This is a genomic window from Tessaracoccus flavescens (genome assembly GCF_001998865.1).
In the GTDB taxonomy this organism is placed as follows: domain Bacteria; phylum Actinomycetota; class Actinomycetes; order Propionibacteriales; family Propionibacteriaceae; genus Arachnia; species Arachnia flavescens.
Window position 1 is genome coordinate 88,902 of the sequence record NZ_CP019607.1, and the last position, 22,649, is coordinate 111,550.

Annotated in this window: 22 protein-coding genes; 6 read left to right on the forward strand and 16 right to left on the reverse strand. The window is 67.5% G+C overall.

Annotated elements, in window-relative coordinates:
• Positions 1-6: 6 nt before the first annotated feature.
• Positions 7-306, reverse strand: coding sequence for an antibiotic biosynthesis monooxygenase (locus BW733_RS00425; protein WP_077346911.1), 300 nt, complete (start codon positions 304-306; stop codon positions 7-9).
• Positions 307-382: 76 nt separating this feature from the next.
• Here BW733_RS00425 and BW733_RS00430 point away from each other — a divergent pair, with 76 nt between their 5' ends.
• Genes BW733_RS00430 through BW733_RS00445 form a run of 4 tightly spaced genes read left to right on the forward strand, consistent with a single transcriptional unit; the run spans position 383 to position 3,449 of the window.
• Positions 383-1,348 (forward strand): metal ABC transporter substrate-binding protein, encoded by a 966-nt coding sequence (locus BW733_RS00430; protein WP_237268252.1) that lies wholly within the window; start codon positions 383-385, stop codon positions 1,346-1,348.
• Positions 1,335-2,087, forward strand: coding sequence for a metal ABC transporter ATP-binding protein (locus BW733_RS00435; RefSeq protein WP_077346915.1), 753 nt, complete (start codon positions 1,335-1,337; stop codon positions 2,085-2,087). Before BW733_RS00430 ends, BW733_RS00435 begins: the two co-directional genes overlap by 14 nt.
• Complete coding sequence (locus BW733_RS00440) at positions 2,084-3,064, forward strand: metal ABC transporter permease (RefSeq protein ID WP_335755083.1); 981 nt, start codon at positions 2,084-2,086, stop codon at positions 3,062-3,064. Before BW733_RS00435 ends, BW733_RS00440 begins: the two co-directional genes overlap by 4 nt.
• Positions 3,051-3,449, forward strand: a complete 399-nt coding sequence (locus BW733_RS00445; RefSeq protein ID WP_077346917.1) for a Fur family transcriptional regulator — start codon at positions 3,051-3,053, stop codon at positions 3,447-3,449. Before BW733_RS00440 ends, BW733_RS00445 begins: the two co-directional genes overlap by 14 nt.
• 7 nt (positions 3,450-3,456) lie before the next feature.
• Here BW733_RS00445 and recO read toward each other — a convergent pair whose 3' ends face one another.
• Positions 3,457-4,179 carry a DNA repair protein RecO gene (recO, locus tag BW733_RS00450; protein WP_077346919.1) on the reverse strand — a complete coding sequence of 241 codons (723 nt, stop codon included), beginning with the start codon at positions 4,177-4,179 and terminating at the stop codon, positions 3,457-3,459.
• An 85-nt stretch (positions 4,180-4,264) separates the two neighbouring features.
• On the opposite strand from recO, the gene BW733_RS00455 reads away from it, so the two are divergent.
• Entirely contained in the window at positions 4,265-5,029 is a 765-nt protein-coding gene (locus BW733_RS00455) for an isoprenyl transferase (protein WP_077346921.1), read from the forward strand.
• A gap of 145 nt (positions 5,030-5,174) precedes the next feature.
• Here BW733_RS00455 and BW733_RS00460 read toward each other — a convergent pair whose 3' ends face one another.
• The 11 genes from BW733_RS00460 to BW733_RS00515 all read right to left on the reverse strand — a co-directional run bounded on the left by BW733_RS00460 (position 5,175) and on the right by BW733_RS00515 (position 18,755).
• Positions 5,175-7,727, reverse strand: a complete 2,553-nt coding sequence (locus tag BW733_RS00460; RefSeq protein ID WP_077346923.1) for a DEAD/DEAH box helicase — start codon at positions 7,725-7,727, stop codon at positions 5,175-5,177.
• 151 nt (positions 7,728-7,878) lie between these two features.
• The gene (gene leuA, locus BW733_RS00465; RefSeq protein WP_077346925.1) at positions 7,879-9,618 is read right to left on the reverse strand and encodes a 2-isopropylmalate synthase; all 1,740 of its coding nucleotides are present in this window, start codon (positions 9,616-9,618) and stop codon (positions 7,879-7,881) included.
• 256 nt (positions 9,619-9,874) lie between these two features.
• A complete protein-coding gene (locus tag BW733_RS00475; RefSeq protein WP_077346929.1) occupies positions 9,875-10,723 on the reverse strand; it encodes a carbohydrate ABC transporter permease in 849 nt (282 codons plus the stop codon).
• Between the two features lies 1 nt (position 10,724).
• Positions 10,725-11,672 carry a carbohydrate ABC transporter permease gene (locus BW733_RS00480; protein ID WP_077346931.1) on the reverse strand — a complete coding sequence of 316 codons (948 nt, stop codon included), beginning with the start codon at positions 11,670-11,672 and terminating at the stop codon, positions 10,725-10,727.
• 79 nt (positions 11,673-11,751) lie between these two features.
• Entirely contained in the window at positions 11,752-13,050 is a 1,299-nt protein-coding gene (locus BW733_RS00485) for an ABC transporter substrate-binding protein (protein WP_077346932.1), read from the reverse strand.
• 220 nt (positions 13,051-13,270) lie between these two features.
• Positions 13,271-14,194 carry a GTPase Era gene (era, locus tag BW733_RS00490; RefSeq protein ID WP_077346934.1) on the reverse strand — a complete coding sequence of 308 codons (924 nt, stop codon included), beginning with the start codon at positions 14,192-14,194 and terminating at the stop codon, positions 13,271-13,273.
• Entirely contained in the window at positions 14,187-15,503 is a 1,317-nt protein-coding gene (locus BW733_RS00495; protein WP_077346936.1) for a hemolysin family protein, read from the reverse strand. Before BW733_RS00495 ends, era begins: the two co-directional genes overlap by 8 nt.
• 49 nt (positions 15,504-15,552) lie before the next feature.
• On the reverse strand, positions 15,553-16,794 hold the full coding sequence (locus BW733_RS00500; RefSeq protein ID WP_237268254.1) for an APC family permease: 1,242 nt from the start codon (positions 16,792-16,794) through the stop codon (positions 15,553-15,555).
• A complete protein-coding gene (gene ybeY / locus BW733_RS00505; protein WP_077346940.1) occupies positions 16,791-17,258 on the reverse strand; it encodes an rRNA maturation RNase YbeY in 468 nt (155 codons plus the stop codon). Before ybeY ends, BW733_RS00500 begins: the two co-directional genes overlap by 4 nt.
• The gene (locus tag BW733_RS00510) at positions 17,255-18,187 is read right to left on the reverse strand and encodes a PhoH family protein (RefSeq protein WP_077352591.1); all 933 of its coding nucleotides are present in this window, start codon (positions 18,185-18,187) and stop codon (positions 17,255-17,257) included. Before BW733_RS00510 ends, ybeY begins: the two co-directional genes overlap by 4 nt.
• Before the next feature lie 139 nt (positions 18,188-18,326).
• On the reverse strand, positions 18,327-18,755 hold the full coding sequence (locus BW733_RS00515) for a DUF5709 domain-containing protein (RefSeq protein WP_077346942.1): 429 nt from the start codon (positions 18,753-18,755) through the stop codon (positions 18,327-18,329).
• A gap of 80 nt (positions 18,756-18,835) precedes the next feature.
• On the opposite strand from BW733_RS00515, the gene BW733_RS00520 reads away from it, so the two are divergent.
• Positions 18,836-19,537 (forward strand): queuosine precursor transporter, encoded by a 702-nt coding sequence (locus tag BW733_RS00520; protein ID WP_077346944.1) that lies wholly within the window; start codon positions 18,836-18,838, stop codon positions 19,535-19,537.
• Here the strand turns inward: BW733_RS00520 and tgt are convergent.
• The 3 genes from tgt to dnaJ are packed head-to-tail and all read right to left on the reverse strand — an operon-like array spanning position 19,525 to position 22,639.
• The gene (gene tgt / locus BW733_RS00525) at positions 19,525-20,742 is read right to left on the reverse strand and encodes a tRNA guanosine(34) transglycosylase Tgt (protein ID WP_077352593.1); all 1,218 of its coding nucleotides are present in this window, start codon (positions 20,740-20,742) and stop codon (positions 19,525-19,527) included. The two genes, BW733_RS00520 and tgt, sit on opposite strands and share 13 nt — an antisense overlap.
• A complete protein-coding gene (locus tag BW733_RS00530; RefSeq protein ID WP_335755084.1) occupies positions 20,739-21,479 on the reverse strand; it encodes a 16S rRNA (uracil(1498)-N(3))-methyltransferase in 741 nt (246 codons plus the stop codon). Before BW733_RS00530 ends, tgt begins: the two co-directional genes overlap by 4 nt.
• Positions 21,467-22,639, reverse strand: a complete 1,173-nt coding sequence (dnaJ, locus tag BW733_RS00535; protein WP_077346946.1) for a molecular chaperone DnaJ — start codon at positions 22,637-22,639, stop codon at positions 21,467-21,469. The genes BW733_RS00530 and dnaJ overlap by 13 nt, the downstream gene beginning before the upstream one ends.
• Positions 22,640-22,649: the final 10 nt, after the last annotated feature.

Consider the following 22,649-nt stretch of genomic DNA (forward strand, 5'->3'; position numbering starts at 1 on the left):
CCCCCGTCAGGAGATGCGGGGAAGGTTAGCGCCGAGCTCGTCCGGCGGCAGGTACGCGCTCGGCTCGTCGATGGCCCGGGACAGCAGCGGGGTGAGCAGCAGCTTGGCGTCGTAGCCGTTGAAGGAACGCCGGTAGGCGCCGACGGAGGCCCAGCGTCCGACGATGGCCCAGAGTTCCTGATCGTCTAGATTCTGCACCACCTCGAGCGAGAGGCATCCCTCCCGCTGAGACCACCAGTGGACGACCTCGTCGGCCTGCGCCAGGAAGCCTGGATCGGTGGTGCGGAAACGACTGATGGCGAGCATGCAGCGAGACTATCCAATCCGAGGGTGGGCGGCCGCCTTGACTCCCGACCCGCCACTAATGATAATGGTTTTCATCATGAAGATTCGAGCTGCACTCGCCGCGACCGCCGCGGCCACCCTGATCCTCTCCGCCTGCGGCAGCCCCGCCTCAGAGGGCGACTCGCCACGGGTCACCGCCGCTTTCTACCCCCTCGAATGGGCCTCGTCCGAGGCGCTGGGCGACCACGGGTCGATCTCGACCCTCACGGCCCCAGGCTCCGAGGCGCACGACCTCGAACTCTCTCCCCAGCAGATCGCTTCGCTTACCGAGGCCGACCTGGTCGTCTACCTCAAGGACTTCCAGCCCGCTGTCGACGATGCGATCGAGCAGGCAGGCATCGGGGACAAGGCCTTCGACGTCAGCACCGTCGTCGATCTCGAGCCCGCCGCCGAGGGGCACACCCACGACCATGACGACGAGGGCCATGACGACGAGGGCCACGACCACGAGGAAGAGGGCCACGACGGGCACGACCACGGCGACTTCGATCCGCACTTCTGGCAGGACCCGCAGCGCATGGGCAAGCTCGTCACCGCGCTCGGCGACAAGCTCGCCGCGGCGGACCCCGACAACGAGTCCGACTACCGCGCCGCCGCGGAACAGGGCGTCGCTGAACTCACGAAGCTCGACGAGGAGTTCACCACCGGCCTCGGCCAGTGCGAGCGGACCGAGTTCATCACGACCCACACCGCGTTCAACTACCTGGCAGAGCGCTACGGCCTGACGGAGATCGGCATCTCGGGCATCAATCCCGACGACGAGCCCTCCCCCGCAAGGATCGCGGCCATCCACGATGAGGCCAAGGCACACGACGTGACCACGATCTTCTTCGAGACGCTGACCTCCGACGCCCTCGCCAAGTCCATCGCAGGCGACCTCGACCTGAAGACCGCCGTCCTCGATCCGCTCGAGGGGGTTACGCCCAACTCGCCCGGCCAGGACTACCCTTCGATCATGCGCGCAAATCTGGAAGCACTGCGGGGCGCCAATGGCTGCGCCTGAACTGGTCACCGCGGAACACGTCTACGTCTCGATCGGCGGGATGCCGATCCTGCGTGACGTGTCCATCTCGGTGCGGGCTTCCGAGGCGGTCGCCCTGCTCGGCGGGAACGGCTCGGGTAAGTCGACGCTCGTGCGCACCCTGCTCGGGATTCTTCCCCACCAGCAGGGAGAGGTGAAGCTGTTCGGCCACAGCGTCCCGGGCTTCCGGGACTGGTGGAAGGTGGGCTACGTGCCCCAGCACAGCGCCATCGCGGTGTCGAACGCCACCGTTGGTGAGATCGTCTCCACCGGTCGCCTCGCCCACCACAGACCGTTCCAGTGGCTCAACCGCGGTGACCGCGAGGTCGTGGCGCGCACCCTCGACCTGGTGGGCCTCGCCGACCGCGCCGCCTGGCCGTTCCGTTCGCTGTCCGGCGGCCAGAAGCAGCGCGTCCTGATCGCCCGCGCACTGACCTCCGAACCCGAACTGCTCGTCATGGACGAACCACTGGCCGGGGTCGACCTGCACAGCCAGGACGGTCTCGCAGACCTGCTCGGACGCCTCCGCGACGACGGCCTCGGCATCCTCGTCGTCCTGCACGAGCGCGGCCCCATGGCGAGGATCCTCGACCGTGGCATCACGCTGTGTGACGGCCGCGTCGTCGAGGGAGAGCCGATCCTCGGCTCGACCTGCACTGACGAGAAACCCCACCACGACACCATCGGCCTCACCGACCCCATCGCCGGGGGCCTGACATGATCGAGATACTCGCGCTTCCCTTCATGCAGCGCGCACTTGTCGCCGCGCTGCTGAGCGGGCTGATCGCCCCCGCGATCGGAACCTTCATCGTCCAGAAGCGCATGTCGCTGCTGGGCGATGGCCTCGGGCATGTCGCCATCATGGGCGTCGGACTCGCGATGCTGACCGGCTGGGCGCCGCTGCCCGTCGCGGTGGTTGTCTGCGTCGTCGGCGCGGTGATCGTCGAGCTGCTCCGCCAGCACGGCAAGGCCTCCGGCGACCTGGGGCTCGCCATCCTCTTCTACGGCGGCCTCGCCTCCGGCGTCCTGATGGCAGGCATCGCAGGCCAGGGTGCGGGCGGCCTCTCGTCGTATCTGTTCGGCTCACTGACCTCGGTGAGCGAGGATGACATCGCGGTGATCGTGGTGCTGGCAGTTGTGATCCTCGTGTGCACCATCGGGCTGGCGCCGCGCCTCTTCTCCGTCTCGGTCGACGAGGACTACTCCCAGGTGCTCGGGGTCCGGGTGCGGGTGCTGAACCTGCTCGTCGTCGTGCTCGCGGCGGTGACGGTCACCCTGTCCATGCGCACGGTCGGGCTGCTCCTGGTCAGCGCCCTGATGGTGATTCCGGTGGCGACGGCGCAGCAGGCCTTCGTCGGCTTCTTTTCCTCCTTCTTCGGGGCCATGGGGATCGGGGTTCTCGCCGCGCTCGGAGGCACGATCGGGTCGTTCTATCTCGACACCGCCACGGGTGCGACCATCGTGGTGACCGCGATCGTGCTGCTCGGCGTGTCCTGGCTCATCGGCAAGCGGCTGCGGCGCGAGGACAGGTTCATCCCCTTCATCGAGGACCACGGAGCGCACGAACACGAACGCGCGGAGAACGGCGTGGCGCCTGCTCACGTGGGCGGCCGCGAGATCCAGCACGGGGACCACATCGACTACGTGCACGACGGCCATCGTCACGCCTGGCATGGTGATCACTATGACGAGCACTAGACCGACCCGCCACACCTGGCAGCGCGCGGCGGTGCGCGACCTGCTCGAGGGCGGCGAGGAGTTCCGCACCGCCCAGCAGATCCACGACCAGCTCCGCGAGGGAGAGGCGAAGGTCGGGCTGGCGACGGTGTACCGGGCGCTGCAGACCATGGCGGAGTCCGGCGAGGTCGACGTCCTGCGCACCCCGGAGGGAGAGTCCGCGTACCGCGCCTGCTCGTCCGGTCACCATCACCACCTCGTCTGCAGGCAGTGCGGGTACTCGATCGAGATCTCGGCTCACGAGGTCGAGGAGTGGGCGGCGAGCGTCGCTCGCTCCAACGGCTTCACTGACGCCGGACACGAGCTCGAGATCTTCGGGTTGTGCGCGAGCTGCGCCTCGAAGTGACCCGGACTCAGCGCTCGAAGTAGGGCAGGGAGCGCAACGCGCGGTCCAGGTGCCACGTCGCGTACGCGACGACCATGCCGTCGCAGCGCGTCGCCGTCTGACGGGCGGTGGCCAGCACGGCCGCCCAGTCGCCTGCGAGCAGCGCCCCGAGATGCGCGACGGTGTCGTCGTCCAGGGTGGCCGACCCCGGGGTCCTGCACGCTGTGCACACCGCGCCGCCCCCCTGCGGCGAGAACCAGTGCACATCGGCCGAGCTGCAGCCTGCGCACTCGGTCGTCGCGAGCGCGTAGCCGGCGATGGCAAGTGCCCGGAGCAGGAACGAGTCGACGATCAGCGGGGCGGGGAGGTCGCCGCGCTCGAGCGCGAGCAGGGCCCCGAGCAGCAGGCGGTACTGCTGGAGCGACGCGACACCCTCCTCCGCGACGAGCCGGTCGGTCGTCTCCACGAGGACCTCGGCCGCGGTGAAACTGGCGTAGTCACCAGACAGGCGGCTGGCGTGCAGCGCCTCGACCTGGGTCACCACCTCGAGCGAGCCACGACCCTCCGCGAACTGGATGTCGATGTGCTGGAACGGTTCGAGCCGACCGCCGAACTTGCTCGACGTGCGCCGCACCCCCTTCGCGACGGCGCGGACCTTCCCGTGGGTGCGGGTCAGCAGCGTGATGATGCGGTCGGCCTCACCGAGCTGGTGGGTCCGCAGCACCACGGCTTCGTCACGGTAGGTGGGCACGGAACCCGAGTGTAGGCGGGCCACGGAACCCGCGCCGTGAGGCGAGGCCGCACATGGGCCGAACCGACGCCACTAAACTGCTGATGTGCCAGAGCCTCGCCGTCGCCCAACGCCCCATCCAAGCGGTGCGGTCCCCCCGCGACTGCCTGCCAAGGCGCTCCCCCGCCACGTGGCGATCGTCATGGACGGCAACGGCCGCTGGGCCAAGGAGCGCGGGCTGAAGCGCACTGAGGGCCATTCCATGGGCGAGGCCTCGCTGCTTGACGTGATCCACGGCGCCATCGAGATCGGCATCCCGTACCTCTCTGCCTACGCCTTCTCCACCGAGAACTGGAAGCGCTCCCCTGACGAGGTGCGGTGGCTGATGGGCTTCAACCGCGATGTCATCCACCGACGTCGCGACGAGCTCAACGACCTCGGCGTCCGCATCCGCTGGGCGGGTCGCCGTCCGAGGCTGTGGGGCTCGGTGATCAAGGAGCTCGAGGTCGCCGAGGAGATGAGCAGGCACAACGACACCCTCACCCTGCAGTTCTGCGTCAACTACGGCGGCAGGGCCGAGATCGTCGACGCGGCACGCGAGATCGCCCGTCAGGCGGCCGAGGGCAAGCTCGATCCCGACCGACTCACGGAGGCCCGCTTCGCGAAGTTCCTGGACGAGCCCGAGATCCCGGACGTCGACCTGTTCGTCAGGTCATCCGGCGAGCAGCGCACGTCGAACTTCCTGCTCTGGCAGTCCGCCTACGCCGAGTTGATCTTCCTCGACCGCCTGTGGCCCGACTTCGACCGCAGGGACCTGTGGGGCGCGATCGAACAGTACGCGACACGCGAGCGTCGCTTCGGCTCCGCCTGAACCTCCGGCTACGCCCATTTTTGTTGAGCGTTTCCAGATCCGTTGCCCAGCAACGCTGGGTGTTCAACAACCTGGTCCGGTTCGCCTGACCAGACAGAAAGCGCCCTCCCGAGTCAGCTCGGGAGGGCGCTCTCGCGTGTCCGGATCAGCCGTCGAGCCGCTCGAAGGCGGTCGCCCTGACGATCGCGGCGCCGGCCGCGTCGCTCGCGGGAAGGTCGACGTCGGCGACGATGCGCCAGTCGTGGTCTGCCGCCGGGTCGTCAATGATCTGCGTGACGCGCCAGTGCTCACGCCCCTTGTCGATCTGGAAGAGATGCGGCCCGCGGGCGGCTCCCCCGGTGCCGATCGAGTCGTGCTCGTCCCAGTAGCCGGCCAGAGACTCGTCCCACGCCTCGGCATCCATCACGACCTCAAGCGGGGGCTCCGCGAGCTGGGCTGCCGACTCCTCAAGGCGTCCGAGTTCCTCCCACCGGTCGAGGGCGGCCAGCTCGACGCGCCGGAACATCGCGGTGCGGACCATCGCGGTGAAGGCACGCTCGTTGCCCGTCACCGGGCGCGGCGGCGGGGGCGGGGCGCCCTGGGCCGCGAGTTCGGCCGCAGCAGCGACCTTCTCCGGATCGGTGAGCGCCTCCCATTCGTCGAGGAGGGACGAGTCGGTCTGCCTGACCGTCTCCCCCAGCCACTCGACGAGGTCGTCGAAACTCTCGTCGCGGAACTCGTCCGGGACCGTGTGGCGCAGCGCGCGGTAGGCGTCGGAGAGATAGCGCAGGACCGTGCCCTCGCTGCGCTGGAGCTTGTAGAAGGAGATCAGCTGCGTGAAGTTCATCGCCCGCTCCCACATGTCGCGCACAACCGACTTGGGAGAAAGCGCGGTGGCGTCCACCCAAGGGTGCGACTGGGCGTAGATGCCGATCGCGTGCTCGAGCAGCTCCGCGAGGGGTTTCGGCCAGGTCACCTCCTCGAGCAGTTCCATCCGTTCGTCGTACTCGATCCCATCGGCCTTCATCTGGGCGACGGCCTCGCCGCGGGCCTGGAACTGCTGGGCGAGCAGCACCTGGAAGGGGTCCTCGAGGACGGCCTCCAGGATCGAGACAATGTCGAGATGGTACGTCGGCGAGTCACGGTCGAGCAGGTCTAGCGAGGCAACGGCGAAAGGTGCGAGGGGCTGGTTGAGGGCGAAGTCCTCACCCACCGACTCGGCCATGACGCACCAGCCCCCGTTGGCGTCGGGCTCAGCGAGTTTGACCAGCACGCCCGACTGAAGCAGTCCGCGGGTCAGGGAGAGCGCACGTCGCTTCAGGATGCGCTGCTTGTCGCGGGTCTCGTGGCTCGACTCGATCAGCGATTTCATGGCCGCATAGCTGTTGCCCGGCCTCTGCGCGACGTTGAGCAGCATGCCGTGGGTGACCTGCATCCGGCTGGTCAGGTTCTCTGGCTCGGCGACGATGATCTTGTCGAAGCTCTCCTCGTTCCAGCCGACGAAGCCGTCGGGGGCCTTCTTGCGGACGACCTTCTTGCGCTTCTTGGGGTCGTCGCCTGCCTTGGCGATCGCCTTCTCGTTCTCGATCACGTGCTCGGGTGCCTGGACCACCACGAAGCCGACGGTGTCGAACCCTGCCCGCCCCGCACGTCCGGCGATCTGGTGGAACTCGCGGGAGCGGAGCTTACGCACGCGGTTGCCGTCGTACTTCGAGAGTCCGGTGAACAAGACGGTACGGATCGGCACGTTGATCCCGACGCCCAAGGTGTCTGTGCCGCAGATCACCTTCAGCAGGCCGGTCTGGGCGAGCTGCTCGACCAGGCGCCGGTACTTCGGCAGCATGCCTGCGTGGTGCACGCCGATGCCTCGACGCACCAGCCCCGAGAGGATCTTCCCGAATCCCGGCCCGAAGCGGAAGGCTCCGATCTCCTCGGCGATCCGGTCGGCGTCGTGGCGGGTGATCAGGTTGACGCTGAGCAGGCCCTGGGCCCGTTCGAGGGCGTCGGCCTGCGTGAAGTGGACGATGTAGACCGGCGCCTTCATCTCCTGGACGAGGTCGACGACCTTCTCCTGGATGGGGGTCATCGAGTACTCGAACACGAGCGGGACGGGCCGCTCCGCGTCGTCGATCAGGCTGGTGGATCGACCCGTGCGTTCGCTCAACTGCTCCGCCATCGCCGACACGTCGCCCAGGGTGGCGCTCATCAGCAGGAACTGAGCCTGCGGGAGCTCGAGCAGCGGCACCTGCCAGGCCCACCCGCGGTCCGGCTCGGAGTAGAAATGGAACTCGTCGGCGATCACCATGCCGACGTCGGCTCCTTCGCCCTCGCGCAGGGCGATGTTGGCCAGCACCTCAGCCGTGCAGCAGATGATGGGCGCGTCGGCGTTGACCGACGCGTCGCCGGTGACCATGCCCACGTTCTCCGCGCCGAACACCTGGCACAGGGCGAAGAACTTCTCGGAGACGAGCGCCTTGATGGGTGCGGTGTAGAAGCTGACCCGGTCTGTGGCGAGGGCGGCGAAGTGCGCGGCGAGGGCCACCATCGACTTCCCCGATCCAGTGGGCGTCGCGAGGATCAGGTTGTTGCCAGAGAAGAGCTCGATGGCGGCCTCGTCCTGGTGCGGGTAGAGGGAGATGCCCTGATCTTCTGCCCAGGCCTGGAAGTGTGCGTAGAGGCTGTCTGCGTCACCGGAGACGCGGTCGGTGAGCTCGGGCATGGGAGCCAGCCTACCGACACCTCGCCCTCTGCACCGCCGAGCAGTCCCATGCCGTGCACCCTATGCCAACGCCGGCGGGCTGGCCCGTCGCCACGCTCACCAGCAGACGAAACCGCCCCTGCCCACGCGGGCAGGGGCGGCGCGTGTCGACTCAGCGGGTTGCGCGGTTCAGCGCGCTCAGGATCGCCTTCATCGAGGCGCTCGTGATGCTCGGGTCGATGCCGACGCCCCACAGCACGACGGCGTCGTCACCCTCGCCGACCTCACACTCGACGTAGGCGGCCGCCTTCGCGTCACCACCCGCGTCGAGCGCATGCTCGGCGTAGTCCAGCACGCGGACGTTGGCACCCTCGCGGCTGAGGGCGTCGACGAAGGCCGACACGGGACCGTTGCCCTCGCCCTCGATCTCGACGCCCTTGCGGGTCGGGCCGTCGACGGTCGCAGTGACGTGGAACTGGCCGTTGCTGGAGGTCGAGCCCGCGGCGATCAGCTTCCAGTCGCCCTCAGAGAGGTACTCGCGCTCGAAGATGTCGAAGATCTGCTGCGGCACCACCTCGCCTCCCTCGATGTCGGTGTGCTGCTGCACGACGCGCGAGAACTCGATCTGCAGGCGGCGCGGCAGGTCCAGCTTGAACTCGCTCTTCATCAGGTAGGCCATGCCACCCTTGCCGGACTGCGAGTTGACCCGGATGACGGCCTCGTAGGTGCGTCCGACGTCGTGCGGGTCGATCGGCAGGTAGGGCGCCTCCCACGGCATCTCCGCGACGGTCGTGCCCGCCTCCTCAGCTGCGCGCTCCAGGTGCTCGAGCCCCTTCTTGATGGCGTCCTGATGGGAGCCGGAGAAGGCGGTGTAGACGAGATCCCCTGCGTAGGGATGGCGCGGATGCACCGGCAGCCCGGTGCAGTACTCGACGGTGCGACGCACATGGTCGATGTCGCTCAGGTCGACCCGGGGGTCGATGCCCTGGGTGTACAGGTTCAGCGCCAGCGTGACCAGGTCGACGTTGCCGGTGCGCTCGCCGTGCCCGAACAGGCAGCCCTCGACACGGTCGGCACCTGCCATCTGGCCGAGCTCTGCCGCGGCCACCGCGGTGCCCCTGTCGTTGTGCGGGTGCAGGGACACGGCGACGTGTTCGCGGTTGCGGACGTTGCGGATGAAGTACTCGATCTGGTCCGCATAGGTGTTGGGGGTGGAGCGCTCGACCGTAGCGGGCAGGTTGAAGATGATCTCGCGACCCTCCCCCGGCTGCCAGACGTCGGCCACCCGGTTGCAGACCTCGACGGCGAACTCGGTGGGGGTCTGGGTGAAGATCTCCGGCGAGTACTCGTATCCGAACTCGACGTCGCGCAGGTGCTGGTCGGCGTACTTCATCACGAGCTCGGTGCCGCGGGTGGCCAGGTCGACGCATTCGGCCTCGGAGATCCGGAACACGACGTCGCGGAACAGCTTCGCGGTCGCGTTGTACATGTGGATCGTCGCGCGGTGGGCACCGATCAGGGACTCGGCGGTGCGCGAGATCAGGTCCTCGCGGGCCTGCGTCAGGACCGAGATGGTGACATCGTCTGGGATCTTGTCGCCCTCGATGAGCTGACGCACGAAGTCGAAGTCGGTCTGTGAGGCGGACGGGAACCCGACCTCGATCTCCTTGTACCCCATGCCGACGAGCAGCTCGAACATGCGCATCTTGCGGGTGGGCGTCATGGGATCGATCAGCGCCTGGTTGCCGTCGCGCAGGTCGGTCGACAGCCAGCGCGGCGCCTGCTCGATCCGCTTTGCGGGCCAGGTGCGGTCGGGTACGTCCACGGGGACAAAGGGGGTGTAACGGCCCACCGGCATCGGCGTCGGCTGCTGCACAGGCTTAGGCTGAGGACGGGTGTTGAACTGAGTCATCTGGAATTCTCCTGGGCTGAGGGGTTGGCGCCAGACACGAACATGCACCGCAGCGAGGAGATCCGGCTCAAGTTATCGAGCCTCGCTGCGGCAGCCAAGGAGCAGGGTGTGCTGTGCCACGTCGCACACACTAGCACCGGGCAGACCACCGCCGACAGGGTTCTCACCGCGATGTGGACAGCGTGGATGACAACGGCGGGGAGGGGGGCCGATGCTCCCTCCCCGCCGTCGATTCAGCCGATTCGGCGTGTTGCGATCACTTGCCTGCGCCGGCGGTGAGGCCGCCGATCAGGCGCTTCTCGATGATGCTGAACAAGATGACCACCGGCACGATGGCGATCAGCGCCACCGTGAAGAGATACTGCCAGTCCTGGATGTACAGGCCGAGGAAGCGCGGCATCGAGACGGTCAGCGGTTGAAGGTCCTGCTGCTGCACGAGGATCAGCGCGGCCGCATACTCGTTCCACGAGTTCACGAACACGAACACGATCGCCGTCACGATCCCCGGCCACACCAGCGGAAGCGAGATCCTGAACATCGTCTGGAGGCGTCCGAGCCCGTCGATCAGGGCCGCCTCATCGATCTCCTTCGGGACGGAGGCGAAGAACGCCTGCATGATCCAGATCGCAAAGCTCAGGTTGAACGCCGCGTTGATCAGGATCAGAGCCGCCCAGACGGCGTAGCCCTTCCAGCCGCGGAACTCCTGGTAGAGGCCGACGGCAAGGACGGTGGGCTGCAGCATCTGGGTGATCAGCACGAGCAGCATGAACACGAGACGTCCCGGGAACCGGAACCGCGCCACGTAGTAGGCGGCCGGGGTGGCGACGAGCAGCACGAGGATCGTGGCGCCGAACGCGATCACGACCGTCGAGAGCAGGGACGCCGCCGGGTTGACCTCGGAGAACCACACGTCGATGTAGTTTCTGAACTGCGGCTTCTCCGGGAAGTACACCGGCGGGATGTCGGTGACCTCGAGCCGGGTCTTGAGCGAGGTGATCAGCATCAGCGCGTACGGGAAGCCGAAGAAGATCACCACCGCGAGGGAGCCAAGTGCGATCAGCCACGGATTCGGCCGTTTGTGGATGCCCTGTTGACGCTTGGCCATGTCAGTCCACCTCCTTGGTCGGCTTCACGACGGCCAGGTAGATCGCGATGATCACCAGGCAGAAGAGGAAATTCAGGACGGAAAGCGCCGACGAGACGCCGGGGCCGAGGGAGCGCTGGTACTCGTACATCAGCGTCGTCGTGATGTGTCCTGTGTGGTAGCCCGGCGTCTCCTGCAGCAGCCTCAGGATCGGCAGCGAGTTGAACACGTTGATGATGTTGATCAGCGCGGCGGTCGCGATGGCGGGGCGCAGCAGCGGCAGCACGATCTGGGCGTAGCGCTGAACCGGGTTGGCACCGTCCACGTGTGCGGCCTCGAGCACCTCGTCCGGCACGGACTGCAGGCCCGCGAGGATCGTGTAGGTGGTGAACGGAAGAGACACGTAGACCGCGACGAACACAGCGACCCAGAAGGCGCTGGTCGGATCCTTCGTCCACGCCCGTGTGGTCTCGAGGATGCCGGTGTCGACCATCAGCCGGTTGAACAGGCCGACGTTCTCCTGGAGGCCGTAGCGGAAGACGGTCGCGGTCATGACGACCGAGCAGGCCCAGGGAAGGATCACGAACAGGCGCAGCAGCTTGCGGCCGCGGAACGGCTTGTTCAGGAACTGCGCGAGCAGCAGGGACAGCAGCACCGTGACGATCACGACGACCACGACCCACACGACGGTGTTCATCAGGATCCGGCCGATCGGCACACCCGGGAAGGTGAGCGCGCCCGCCTTGCCGATGTAGTTGTCGAGGCCGATCGGGTCGTCGCCCTTGCGGATGCCCTGCTTGTTGTATTTGAAGAACGAGGTGTAGACCATGAGCCCTGCCGGGTACAGGACGACACCGCAGATCAGGATCAGGGTCGGGAGGAGCCAGGGCAGGGCCGTGACGGTGTCACGTAGCCCACGGGACTTCTTCGCTGTGCCGACCGCGACCTCGGTGTTGGCGTTGTGTGACAAGGAGGTACCTTTCTGAAACGCACCGCTTGGTGACGGGAGGCGCACGCTGTGGCGCGCCTCCCGTCAGTCAGGTGGAGCGTCAGCCCTGAGCGGCGACCTGCGCCTCGATCTGTTCGAGCAGTGCGGCGGGATCTTCAGTGCCGACCTTGTAGGCCGAGCCCTGGAGCGCGGTCTGGAGCGCGTCCCACGAGGAGTTGCCGACGGGGAGGAACTTCACGATGCTGAGCGCCTCCAGGAAGCCCTTCTCGTTGTCGGTGGTGGCGTCAGCCTTCGCCTTCTCGATCTGCGAGGTGGTCACCGGCAGCAGCTTGGTGCCCTTGTACCAGCCCTCGTACATCTCGTCGGAGTACATCAGGTCGAGGAACGCACCGGTGGCGGCCTTGCGGTCGGCGTCGTCGTTGTTGAACGCGATGATGAAGTCGGTCACGCCGGTGGCGACGCCGTCGCCGCCGTCCTTGTCCGGCACCGGTGCGAGCGCGACCTTGACGCCCTTCGCCTCGGAGTCGGCGACAATCTGCGAGTGGCCGACGATCATGCCGAGCTTGCCGGCCTGCATCACGTTGGCGACGTCCTGGCGGTTGTCCTCCAGCCTCGGCTGGGTCAGGCCGTCGGCGTGGAACTTCTTCATCTGGGTGAAGGCCTCGACGGCCTCCGGGGTGTTGGCGACCAGCTTCTCACCGTCGACCCAGGTGCCTCCAGCGCCCCAGAGCCACAGCGACGACTCGACCTGCGCCTCTTCGTTGCCCAGCGGCATGCCGTAGCCGACGACGCCGTCACCGAGGGCGACGAGCTTCTTCGCTGCGTCCTCCATCTCGGCCCAGCTCTTCGGCGGCGCGGCGATGCCCGCCTTCTCGAAGAGGTCGGTGTTGTAGATCAGCATGCGGGCCGAGGCGATGTCGGGGGCCGCCCACTGGGTGCCGTCGGCGCCGACGCCGTTGGCAAGCAGCGAGGGTTCGATGGTGGCGATGGTCTCGGCGCTCATCACCTCGTCGATCGGGTACAGCAGGTCGGCATCGGCCGAGCCGGCGAAGGCGTTGTCGTTGAGGATGTCCGGGTAGTCGCCGGCCTGGATGCGGGCGGAGATCTTCTCTGTGAAGCCCTCCCAACCCTCGATCTGGAGATCGACCTCAACCTTGGGGTAGGTCTCGTTGAACTTGTCGATGATCTTCTGCCAGTCGGCCTGCGACGAATCGGAGTACGACGGGGCGAGGATGCTGATCTTGGTCTCGAGGTTCGTCGGATCGACCGCCGCCGGGGTGTCGCCGCCTGCGCTGGTGGCGCCGTTCGTGGGGTCGCCCGAGCCGTTGTTGCCACAGGCGGAGAGCGCGAAGACGCCGACGATGGCGGCCGCGCTGAGCTTCAGGACACGCTTGTTCACGTGTGCTTCCTTCCTTCAGGTCAAGGACAGCCAGAAATGGCTGATGCGGAGATATTAGAAAGCGGTGGGGCTTTTTGGGAACCTTCCCCAAAACGTCGTAACCGAATAGTTACTGAAGCTGCTCGTTCGCGCAGAAAGTCTGCGCGTTTACGCTCGACGGGGACCATCAGGCCAAGTGGCCGCGCAGAGGAAACGCTCACCGTACGGTGAGCGTTTCGGGTCAGAATCCGAGCCGGTTGAGGTACTTCGCGTCGCGCTGCCACTCCTTGAGCACCTTCACGTGAAGGTTCAGGTGGACGCGCGTCCCGAGCAGTCGGTTGATCTGTTCGCGGGCGTTGGTTCCGATCTCGCGGAGCCGCGCGCCCTTGTGGCCGATGATGATCCCCTTCTGCGACTCGCGCTCGACCACGATGGAGGCGAAGACGTCGGTCAGCGGCTTGTCCTCAGGTCGGTCGGGCCTCGGCAGGATCTCGTCGATGGTGACCGCGATGGAGTGCGGAAGCTCGTCGCGGACCCCCTCGAGCGCCGCCTCGCGGATGAGCTCCGCGATCAGGGTCTCGGTCGGCTCGTCGGTGATCTCGCCGTCCGGGTAGTACATGGGGCCCTCGGGCAGGAGGTTGATCAGCTTCTCCCGCACGAGGGCGACGTTGTCTCCGGAGGTGGCGGAGCAGGGAATCACCTCGGCCCACTCGATGCCGAGTTCCTCCGCGACAGCGGCCACGTCCACGAGGTGCGAGAGCTGTCGCTCCTTGCTGACGAGGTCGGTCTTGGTGGCGAGCGCCACCAAGATCGGTCGACGCTCGAGCTTTGCCAACTCCTGAATGATGAACTTGTCGCCGGGACCGATCCGCTGGTCGCACGGCAGGCAGACGCCGACCACGTCGACCTCTGCCCAGGTCTCGAAGACCAGGTCGTTGAGCCGCTGTCCGAGCAGCGTGCGCGGCCGGTGCAGCCCGGGGGTGTCGATCAGGACCAGTTGGCCCTCAGGCTCCGTGATGATGCCGCGCACGACGTGGCGGGTCGTCTGGGGCTTGCTCGAGGCGATGGCGATCTTCTGGCCGACGAGCGCGTTGGTCAGGGTCGACTTGCCCGCATTGGGGCGGCCGACGAAACAGGCGAACCCGGAATGGAACTGCTCAGTCATCGTGGGATTCCCCTTCGTGGTGATGGTGCTCGGCGAGCTCCTCGTCGCTGAGTTGGCGGACGAGGACGGTGCCGATCTGGTGGCGCCGTCCGATCGCACGGTCGGCGATCAGTTCGATGTTGCCGTAGACGGTGCGCGATCCGGGGATCGGCACGAGGTTCAGCTGCTTTGCCATGAGGCCTCCGACCGTCTCGACGTCGTCGTCGTCGATGTCGAGGTCGAACAGCGCCCCGAGCTCGTCAAGCGGCAACCGCGAGGAGACGCGGTAGCGCCCCTCCCCCAGCTCAGCGACGGCCGGGGCGTCTTGGTCGTACTCGTCGACGATCTCGCCCACGATCTCCTCGAGGATGTCCTCGATCGTGGCGAGCCCTGCCGTGCCGCCGAACTCGTCGACCACGATCACGAGGTGGGAGTGGCTGAGCTGCATGTCATGCAGGAGTTCGCTGACCGGCTTCGAGTCCGGGCAGAAGGCTGCCGGTCGCATCAGGTCGGCGACCCGCTCCTGCCGTTCGGCGTCCGGGAAGTCGTAGATCCGCTTGGTGACGTCCTTCAGATAGACCACCCCGAGCACGTCGTCGAGGTTCTGGCCGATCACCGGGATCCGGGAGAACCCGGAGCGCAGCGCGAGCGACAGGAGCTGGCGCAGCGTCCTGTCCTGGGGGATGTAGACCATGTCCGTGCGCGGAACCATGACCTCCTTGACGATCGTGTCGCCGAGCTCGAACACCGAGTGGATCATCTTCGACTCGCCAGCCTCGATCAGCTCATTCGCCTCGGCCATGTCGACGAGGTCGCGCAGCTCGGCCTCCGTCGCAAAGGGTCCGTCGGTGTAGCCACGCCCTGGCGTCAACGCGTTGCCGATCAGGATCATCAGCTGCGCGACGGGGCCGAGCACCGTGGTCAGAGCGCTGATCAGCGGGCCGAACATGCGCAGCGTGCGTTCGGGGTTCTGCCTGCCGAGGGTGCGCGGTGCGACACCCCACAGGATGAAGGAGATGGTCAGCATGATGGCGATCGTGACGAGCGCCCGTGTCCAGTCGGCATCGAACTGGGTGAACATGACGATGGAGGCGACCACGATGGACGCGGTCTCCAGCGCCATCCTGGTGAACATGACGGCGTTGATCGACGGGGCTGGATCCTGGGCGATCAGACGGATCCGCTCGGCCCCACGCTCCCCCTGCTCAACCATGCGCTCGGCTCTGGACCTGGTGATGACGCTGAGTGCCGTCTCCGCGGCGGCCAGGAGCGAGGCTCCGATGGCGCACAGGAGCGCGACACCTAGCTCAATCCACTCGGACTGGGACACGGGAACCGATCAACTCGCTTGACTCGACGAACAGTAATCTCGCGGAATTCTACCGCAGTGCGCGCCTGCTGAGCAGGCGCCACAGGACGCCGACCGCGAGCACGATCAGCCCACCGACGACCGATCCGATGGGGAGGGTCGCCGCGAGCACGAGGCACAGGAGGGCGCCGAGCACCTGCCACGCCTTCGGGTAGCGCCGCTCGCCGTCGTCCTGGGTGAAGGCCGACACGTTGGCTACGAGGTAGTACAACAGCACCGCGAACGACGAGAACCCGATCGCGCCCCGGAGGTCGGCGACCAGCACGATCACCGTCAACACGACGCCGAGGGTGAGCTCCACGCGATGCGGGACCTTCGTGCGGGGATGGGTGACGGCGAACCAGCGCGGGAGGTCGCCCTCGCGCGCCATGGCGAGCCAGGTTCGGCCGATGCCGGAGAGCAGCCCGAGCAGTGCCCCGGCGATGGCAGCCGATGCACCGACCGTCAGCACGATCCGCGCCACGGGGTGCGACTCGACGAGCGCCGTCAGCGGAGCACTCATCGAGGCGAGCGCGCCAGGACCGATCAGCAGCAGGAGGCTTGCGGCCACGACCGCATAGATGACGAGCGCGATCGCCAGCGCTGCGAGGATGGCGCGGGGGATGGTGCGGCGGGGCTCGCGCACCTCTTCACCCATGGTGGCGACCCGGGCGTACCCGGCGAACGCGAAGAAGAGAAGACCGGCACCCTGCAGCACCCCGTAGGCGCCGCCCATCGGCCCATCGCCCCACCCGAAGGACGCCGACTTCGGGCCGTCCGCGAACCCGACGGCGAGAGCGGCCGTGATGCCCGCGAGGGCGAGCACCGCGAAGATCTTGGCGAGCAGCGCGGTGCGGGTGACGCCTAGGCAGTTGATCAGCACCAGCCCCCACATGATCGCGATGCCGACGGGGCGCAGCAACGGTTCGGGCACGAGGTAGGCGGCGAAGGCGAGCGACATGGCCGCGCACGAGGCCGTCTTGCCGATCACGAAGCTCCAGCCCGCCAGGTAGCCGGGCCAGTGTCCGAGCCGTTGACGGCCGTACACGTAGGTGCCGCCGGCCTGCGGATACTGGGCGGCCAACTGGGCGGAACTCGAGGCGTTGCACCATGCCACGACGGCGGCGAGCACGAGGGCGAGCGGTAGCAGCGAGCCTGCGGCGGCGGTGGCGGGTCCCCACACGACGAACACTCCGGCCCCGACCATGGACGCGACGCCGATCGCGATGGCGTCCCAGGTGCCGAGGCTGCGGCTCAGCTGCGAGGTGGTCACGGTGCCGATCGGGTGGTGCGCGCCATCTCCCAGCCTGCGATGATCCGGTCGTTGAGGGCGAACATGACCGCCTTCTCCTCCGGTTCGGCATGATCGTGGCCGAGCAGGTGCAGCAGGCCGTGGATCAAGAGGTACTCGATCTCGGCGTCCGGCTCCCGCCCGTTCTCGACCGACTGGCGCGAGGTGACCTGCGGGCAGATCACGATGTCACCCAGCAGCCCCATCGGGGGCTCCTCGTCGTCGGCGGGCGAGCGGAGCTCGTCCATCGGGAAGCTCATCACGTCGGTCGGCCCGGGAAGGTCCATGAACCGCTCGTGGTACTGCGTCATCGTCTCCTCGTCGACCAGCACGATGGAGAGGTCTGCCTGAGGATGGATGCGCAGCTGGTCGAGCGCGTAGCGCGACAGTGCAACGAGTCCGAGTTCGTCGGCCTCGATGCCGGACTCGTTGTTGATGTCGATCACCGCTGCGTCCTCCGGTCCTGGTTGAGGCTCTCGAACTGGTCGTACGCGGCAACGATACGGCCAACCAGTTTGTGGCGCACCACGTCACGGGCGGTCAGATTGCAGAACGCGATGTCGTCGAGCCCCTCGAGCACCTGCTGCACCCCTCGCAGGCCCGACTTGATGCCACCGGGCAGGTCGATCTGGGTGACGTCTCCGGTCACGACCACCTTCGAGCCGAAGCCGAGTCGGGTGAGGAACATCTTCATCTGTTCCATCGAGGTGTTCTGCGCCTCGTCGAGGATGATGAAGGCGTCGTTGAGGGTGCGGCCACGCATGTAGGCGAGCGGGGCAACCTCGACGGTGCCCGAGGTCAGCAGCTTCGGCACCGAGTCGGCGTCGACCATGTCGTGCAGCGCGTCGTAGAGAGGACGCAGATACGGGTCGATCTTGTCGTTGAGGGTTCCTGGGAGGAAGCCGAGCCGCTCCCCCGCCTCGATGGCGGGTCGGGTGAGGATGATCCGGCTGACCTGCTTTGCCTGCAGCGCCTGCACGGCCTTCGCCATGGCGAGGTAGGTCTTACCCGTGCCTGCAGGACCGATTCCGAAGACGACCGTGTGGCGGTCGATGGCGTCGACGTAGCGCTTCTGGTTGAGCGTCTTCGGCCGGACGGTCTTGCCGCGCGAGGAGACGATGTTCTGGGTGAGGATCTCCGACGCGGCAGCGGTCGGGTCCTCGCTCATCTGGATCACGCGCTCGACAGTCTCGCCGGTCAGGCCCTGTCCGGTGCGCAGGATGGTGATGAGTTCGCCGAGTACCTCGGCGGCCTTCGCGACATCGGCAGCCTCACCCGAGAGGGTGATCCGTGCGCCCCGCACGTGCAGGTCGGCCTGGAGCTGCTCTTCGAGGATCCGCAGGAAGTCGTCGCGGGGTCCGAGCAGGTTGATCATGTCGATCGATGCGGGAACCGCGACGGTGCGGCTTGCGGGCTGCTGGTCCAACGGGTTGCTAGTCAGGGTGTGTCCTTGTGGGTCGAGGGCCGCGTCTCACGGCCGCGAACCAGGCAAGTCTACCGCCCTTGTGGAGGGGTCAGTCGAGGACGCCGTCCTCGTCCTCGTCGTCGGAGATGATGTGCATCGCCGCCTCCTCGGCGCTCGCCGCGCCACCGCTGATGCCGACGTCGACGCCGAGCGTGTCCTCCCGGCCGCTGCCCTGCACGGACATCAACCGCCCGGCCCGCTCGCCGCCCACCTGCCGGTTCTCACCGTTGGGGTTCCAGTTCGCCTGGGACGCAGGCCGCTCGGGTTCCTCCTGCTTCATCCGCATCTCGATGGTCTCGCCCTGGCGCATCTCGGCAGGGGTGTTGCCGAACCCCTGGCCGGGCGACCAGTTGTCCGGGGCGATGTAGCCCTCGTCCAGGACATCCTTGACTCCCCTGTTGATGAGCGAGTCATCGGGCTGCAACTGGTCGAGCTGCTCGGAGTCCTCCGGGACTGCTTCGTTCTGCAACTCGTCCATGCACAGATCTTGCCACCACAGGGCCGCGCGCGAGCCACAACGCGCGGGACTGCCTCTCTCCGGCCGCGTAGACTGCCCCGGTGCCAAGCAGTCAGTCCCCCCACCCCCGGTTCGCCGAGCGACCCCGCGGCGTCTACGACGTCGTGGTCGCGCTGTTCTGCTGCCTGCTGCTGATCTCGAACGTCGCCGCGGTCAAGCTGATCCAGTTCGGGCCCGAGGTCGACCTGTTCGGCTTTCCTGTGCTGCCGATCATCACCGACGGGGGCGCGCTGCTGTTCCCCCTCACCTACGTGCTGGGAGACGTGCTCGCGGAGGTCTACGGCTGGCGCGGAGCGCGGCGCGCTATCGCGATCGGTTTCGCGACCTCGGTCGTCGCGTCGCTGACCTTCCTTGTCGTCGGCGCGGCTCCCCCTGCCGCGGACTGGCCGAACCAGGAGGCCTTCGTCGCGGTGCTCGGGTTCGTCCCGCGGATCGTAGTCGCGTCGCTGCTCGGATACGCGGTCGGCCAACTGCTCAACGCCTGGGTGCTCGTCCGGTTGAAGCGGCGCACGAAGGAGGGCTCGCTGTGGGCGCGGCTGCTCGGTTCGACGCTGGTCGGTGAGGCTGCCGACACGACAATCTTCTGCGTCGTGGCCTTCGCAGGCATCATCACCGGAGGGACGCTGCTCAACTACGTCATCGTCGGCTATGTCTACAAGGTGGCGATCGAGGCGCTGTTCCTGCCCGTCACGTACCAGGTGATCCGGATGGTCAAGCGCCGCGAACCCAGTTACGCCGAGTAGAACCTGCCGAGGAACTCGTCCTTGTAGGCGTGGAACTGCCCGGCCTTCAGCGCCGCCCGGATGTTGTCGACCAGGCGGACGGTGAACCGCTCGTTGTGGATGGTCGCCAACGTCGAGGCGAGCATCTCCTTCGCCTTGAACAGGTGGTGCAGGTAGGCCCGGGTGTAGTGGGTGCAGGTGTAGCAGTCACACCCCTCCTCCAGCGGAATGAAGGAGCGACGGTGGCGGGCCGTGTTGACGTTGTAGCGCCCGTCCGCGGTGTAGATGGCGGCGTTGCGGGCCACGCGTGAGGGGTTGACGCAGTCGAAGGTGTCTGCGCCCATCTCGATCGCGGCGAAGAAGTCGTCCGGCTCGGAGATGCCGAGCAGGTGTCGCGGCTTGTCCTCTGGCAGTTCGTCGACCATCCAGCCGATGATGGTGCCGAGGTTCTCCTTCTCGAGCGCGCCGCCCAGACCGAAGCCGTCGAAGGCCTGCCCGTCGACCTCGAGCGAGGCGAGGCCCCGGGCGGCGGCGCGGCGCAGGTCTTCGTACTGCGCGCCCTGGATGACTCCGAAGAGGGCCTGGTAGGGCTTGTCAGCGCGTTCGGTGGTCAGCTGGGCGTGGGCGGCGAGGCAGCGCTCGGCCCAGCGGTGGGTCCGCTCGACCGAGGACTCCTGGTAGGCCCGGGTGTTCATCAGGGTGGTGAGCTCGTCGAAGGCGAACATGATGTCGGCACCCAACTCGTGCTGGATCCGCATCGAGATCTCCGGGGTGAACCGGTGGCGGTTGCCGTCGAGGTGCGACTTGAAGGTGACGCCGTCCTCGTCGACGTGGGCCATCCGGGTCTTGCCCTCGGCGATCACGTCGTCGTTCTGCAGGCCGGCGGTGTCCATGGCGAGGACCTTCTTGAACCCGGCGCCGAGGCTCATCACCTGGAAGCCGCCCGAGTCGGTGAAGGTCGGCCCAGGCCAGTTCATGAAGGTGCTAAGACCGCCCGCCTCGTCGATCAGGTCGGAGCCTGGCTGCAGGTAGAGGTGGTACGCGTTGGCGAGCACCGCCTGAGCACCGAGATCGGAGACGGACTCGGGCAGGACGGCCTTGACTGTGGCCTTGGTTCCGACCACGACGAACGCGGGGGTCTCGATGTCGCCGTGCGGGGTGTGGATCGCACCGGCGCGGCCGGGGGCGCCTTCGAGACGGTGGGTGACGTCGAAGGAGAAGCTCACGAGCACCTCCCCAGCGTGTCGAGCTGGCCGAGCGCGACGGCACCGGCCGTCGAGGTGCGCAGCACGCCGTCGGAGATGCTCACGGCCCGCGCGCCCGCCTCGATGAAGCGGTCGAGCTCTTCCGGGCTGATGCCGCCTTCAGGTCCGACGATGACGAGCCCCGTGCCCTCCTGCGGGAGTCCCACCGAGGCGATGTGCGCGGTGGCTTCCTCGTGCAGCACCAGCGCGAGGTCGGCGTGGGAGACCGCGGCGATGAGGTCGGCCGTGGTGGCGAAGGTGACTTCTGGCACCCAGAGGCGGCGGGACTGCTTGGCCGCCTCGCGCGCCGTCGCCCGCCACTTGTCGAGCGCCTTCTCTCCACGCTCGCCCTGCCAGCGCACGATGGAACGCGACGCCTGCCAGGCGATGATCCTGCGGGCCCCGACCTCGGTGGCCATCTGCACGGCGAGGTCGCTGCGCTCTCCCTTGGCGAGGGCCTGGACCAGAGTCCAGGTGAGCCTCGTCGGCTCGGGGGCGAGCACCTCGGACACCTGGACGCTCAGCTCGCGACGGCCCGTGTCGGCCACGGGGCCGCGCACGGCGAGGCCGCGCCCGTTGCACAGCATGACCGTCTCGCCAACGGTGATCCGCTTGACGGCGACCGCATGGTGCGCCTCGTCGCCGGTCAGTAGGATGCGCTGACCAGGGGTGGCCTCGTCGAAGTCGACGAGGAACAGCGGGTCGGTCACGAGAACCACTCGGAGAGCTTGCCGAAGACGCCCTTGCCCGCCTTGGCCGCGACGGCCTCGGGGCGCGACTCGTCGCGCTCCTCGGCCAGTTGGCGCAGGAGTTCGCGCTGGCGATCGTTGAGCTTGGTGGGGGTCTCGACGAGCAGGGTGACGCCAAGGTCGCCCCTACCGCCTCCGCGCAGCCTCGGCACGCCACTCCCCTTCAGCGCGATGCGCGTGCCGGACTGGGTTCCCGCGGGAACTTCGACGGCGACCTTGCGGTCCTCGACGTCCGAGTTCTCCCATTCGGCCTCGAGGGTCGCGATGTCGACGGTCGTACCGAGCGCTGCCGCCGTCATGGGCAGCTTGACGACCATCTCGAGGTTGTCGCCGTCGCGACGGAAGGTGTCGTGCTCGGTGACGGCCAGCTCGACGTACAGGTCGCCTGCGGGGCCTCCGCCCGGGCCGACCTCGCCCTGGCCCTCGAGGTGGATCCGGATGCCGGTGCTGACGCCTGCCGGGACCTTGACCTGCAGGGTGCGGGTGGTGCGGACGCGGCCCTCGCCCGAGCACTCGGTGCAGGGGTTGGGGATGATCGTGCCGTAGCCCCGGCAGGTCGGGCAGGCGCGGGTGCTGCGCACATCGCCGAAGAAGCCGCGCTCGATCTGGGTCACCTCGCCGGAGCCGTCACAGGTGCCGCAGGTCACGGGCTCGGAGGCAGGCTCGCCGCCCTTCCCGGAGCACTTGGGGCACACGACTGCCGTCTGCACCTTGATCGCCTTGGTGGTGCCGAAGGCCGCCTCCGCGAGGGTGAGGTTGAGCCGGACGAGGGCGTCCTGACCGGGCCGCACCCGCGAACGGGGGCCGCGCCTGCTTGCGGTGCCGAACATGGCGTCGACGAGGTTGGTGAAGTCGAAGCCGCCCGGGAAGCCTCCGCCGAAGCCGGAGAACCCTGCGCCGCCGGCCCCGCCCGCCATGGGGTCACCGCCGCGGTCAAAGACGGCGCGCTTGTTCGTGTCGCTCAGCACCTCGTAGGCCTCGCTGAGTTCCTTGAACTTCTCTGCGGCCTCCGCGTCGTCGGGCACGACATCGGGGTGCACCTTCATGGCGCGGCGACGGTAGGCCTTCTTGATGGCCTCGGGGGTCGCGTCGCGTTCCACGCCGAGGATCTCGTAGTAGTCCTTGCTCATATCGGTATGT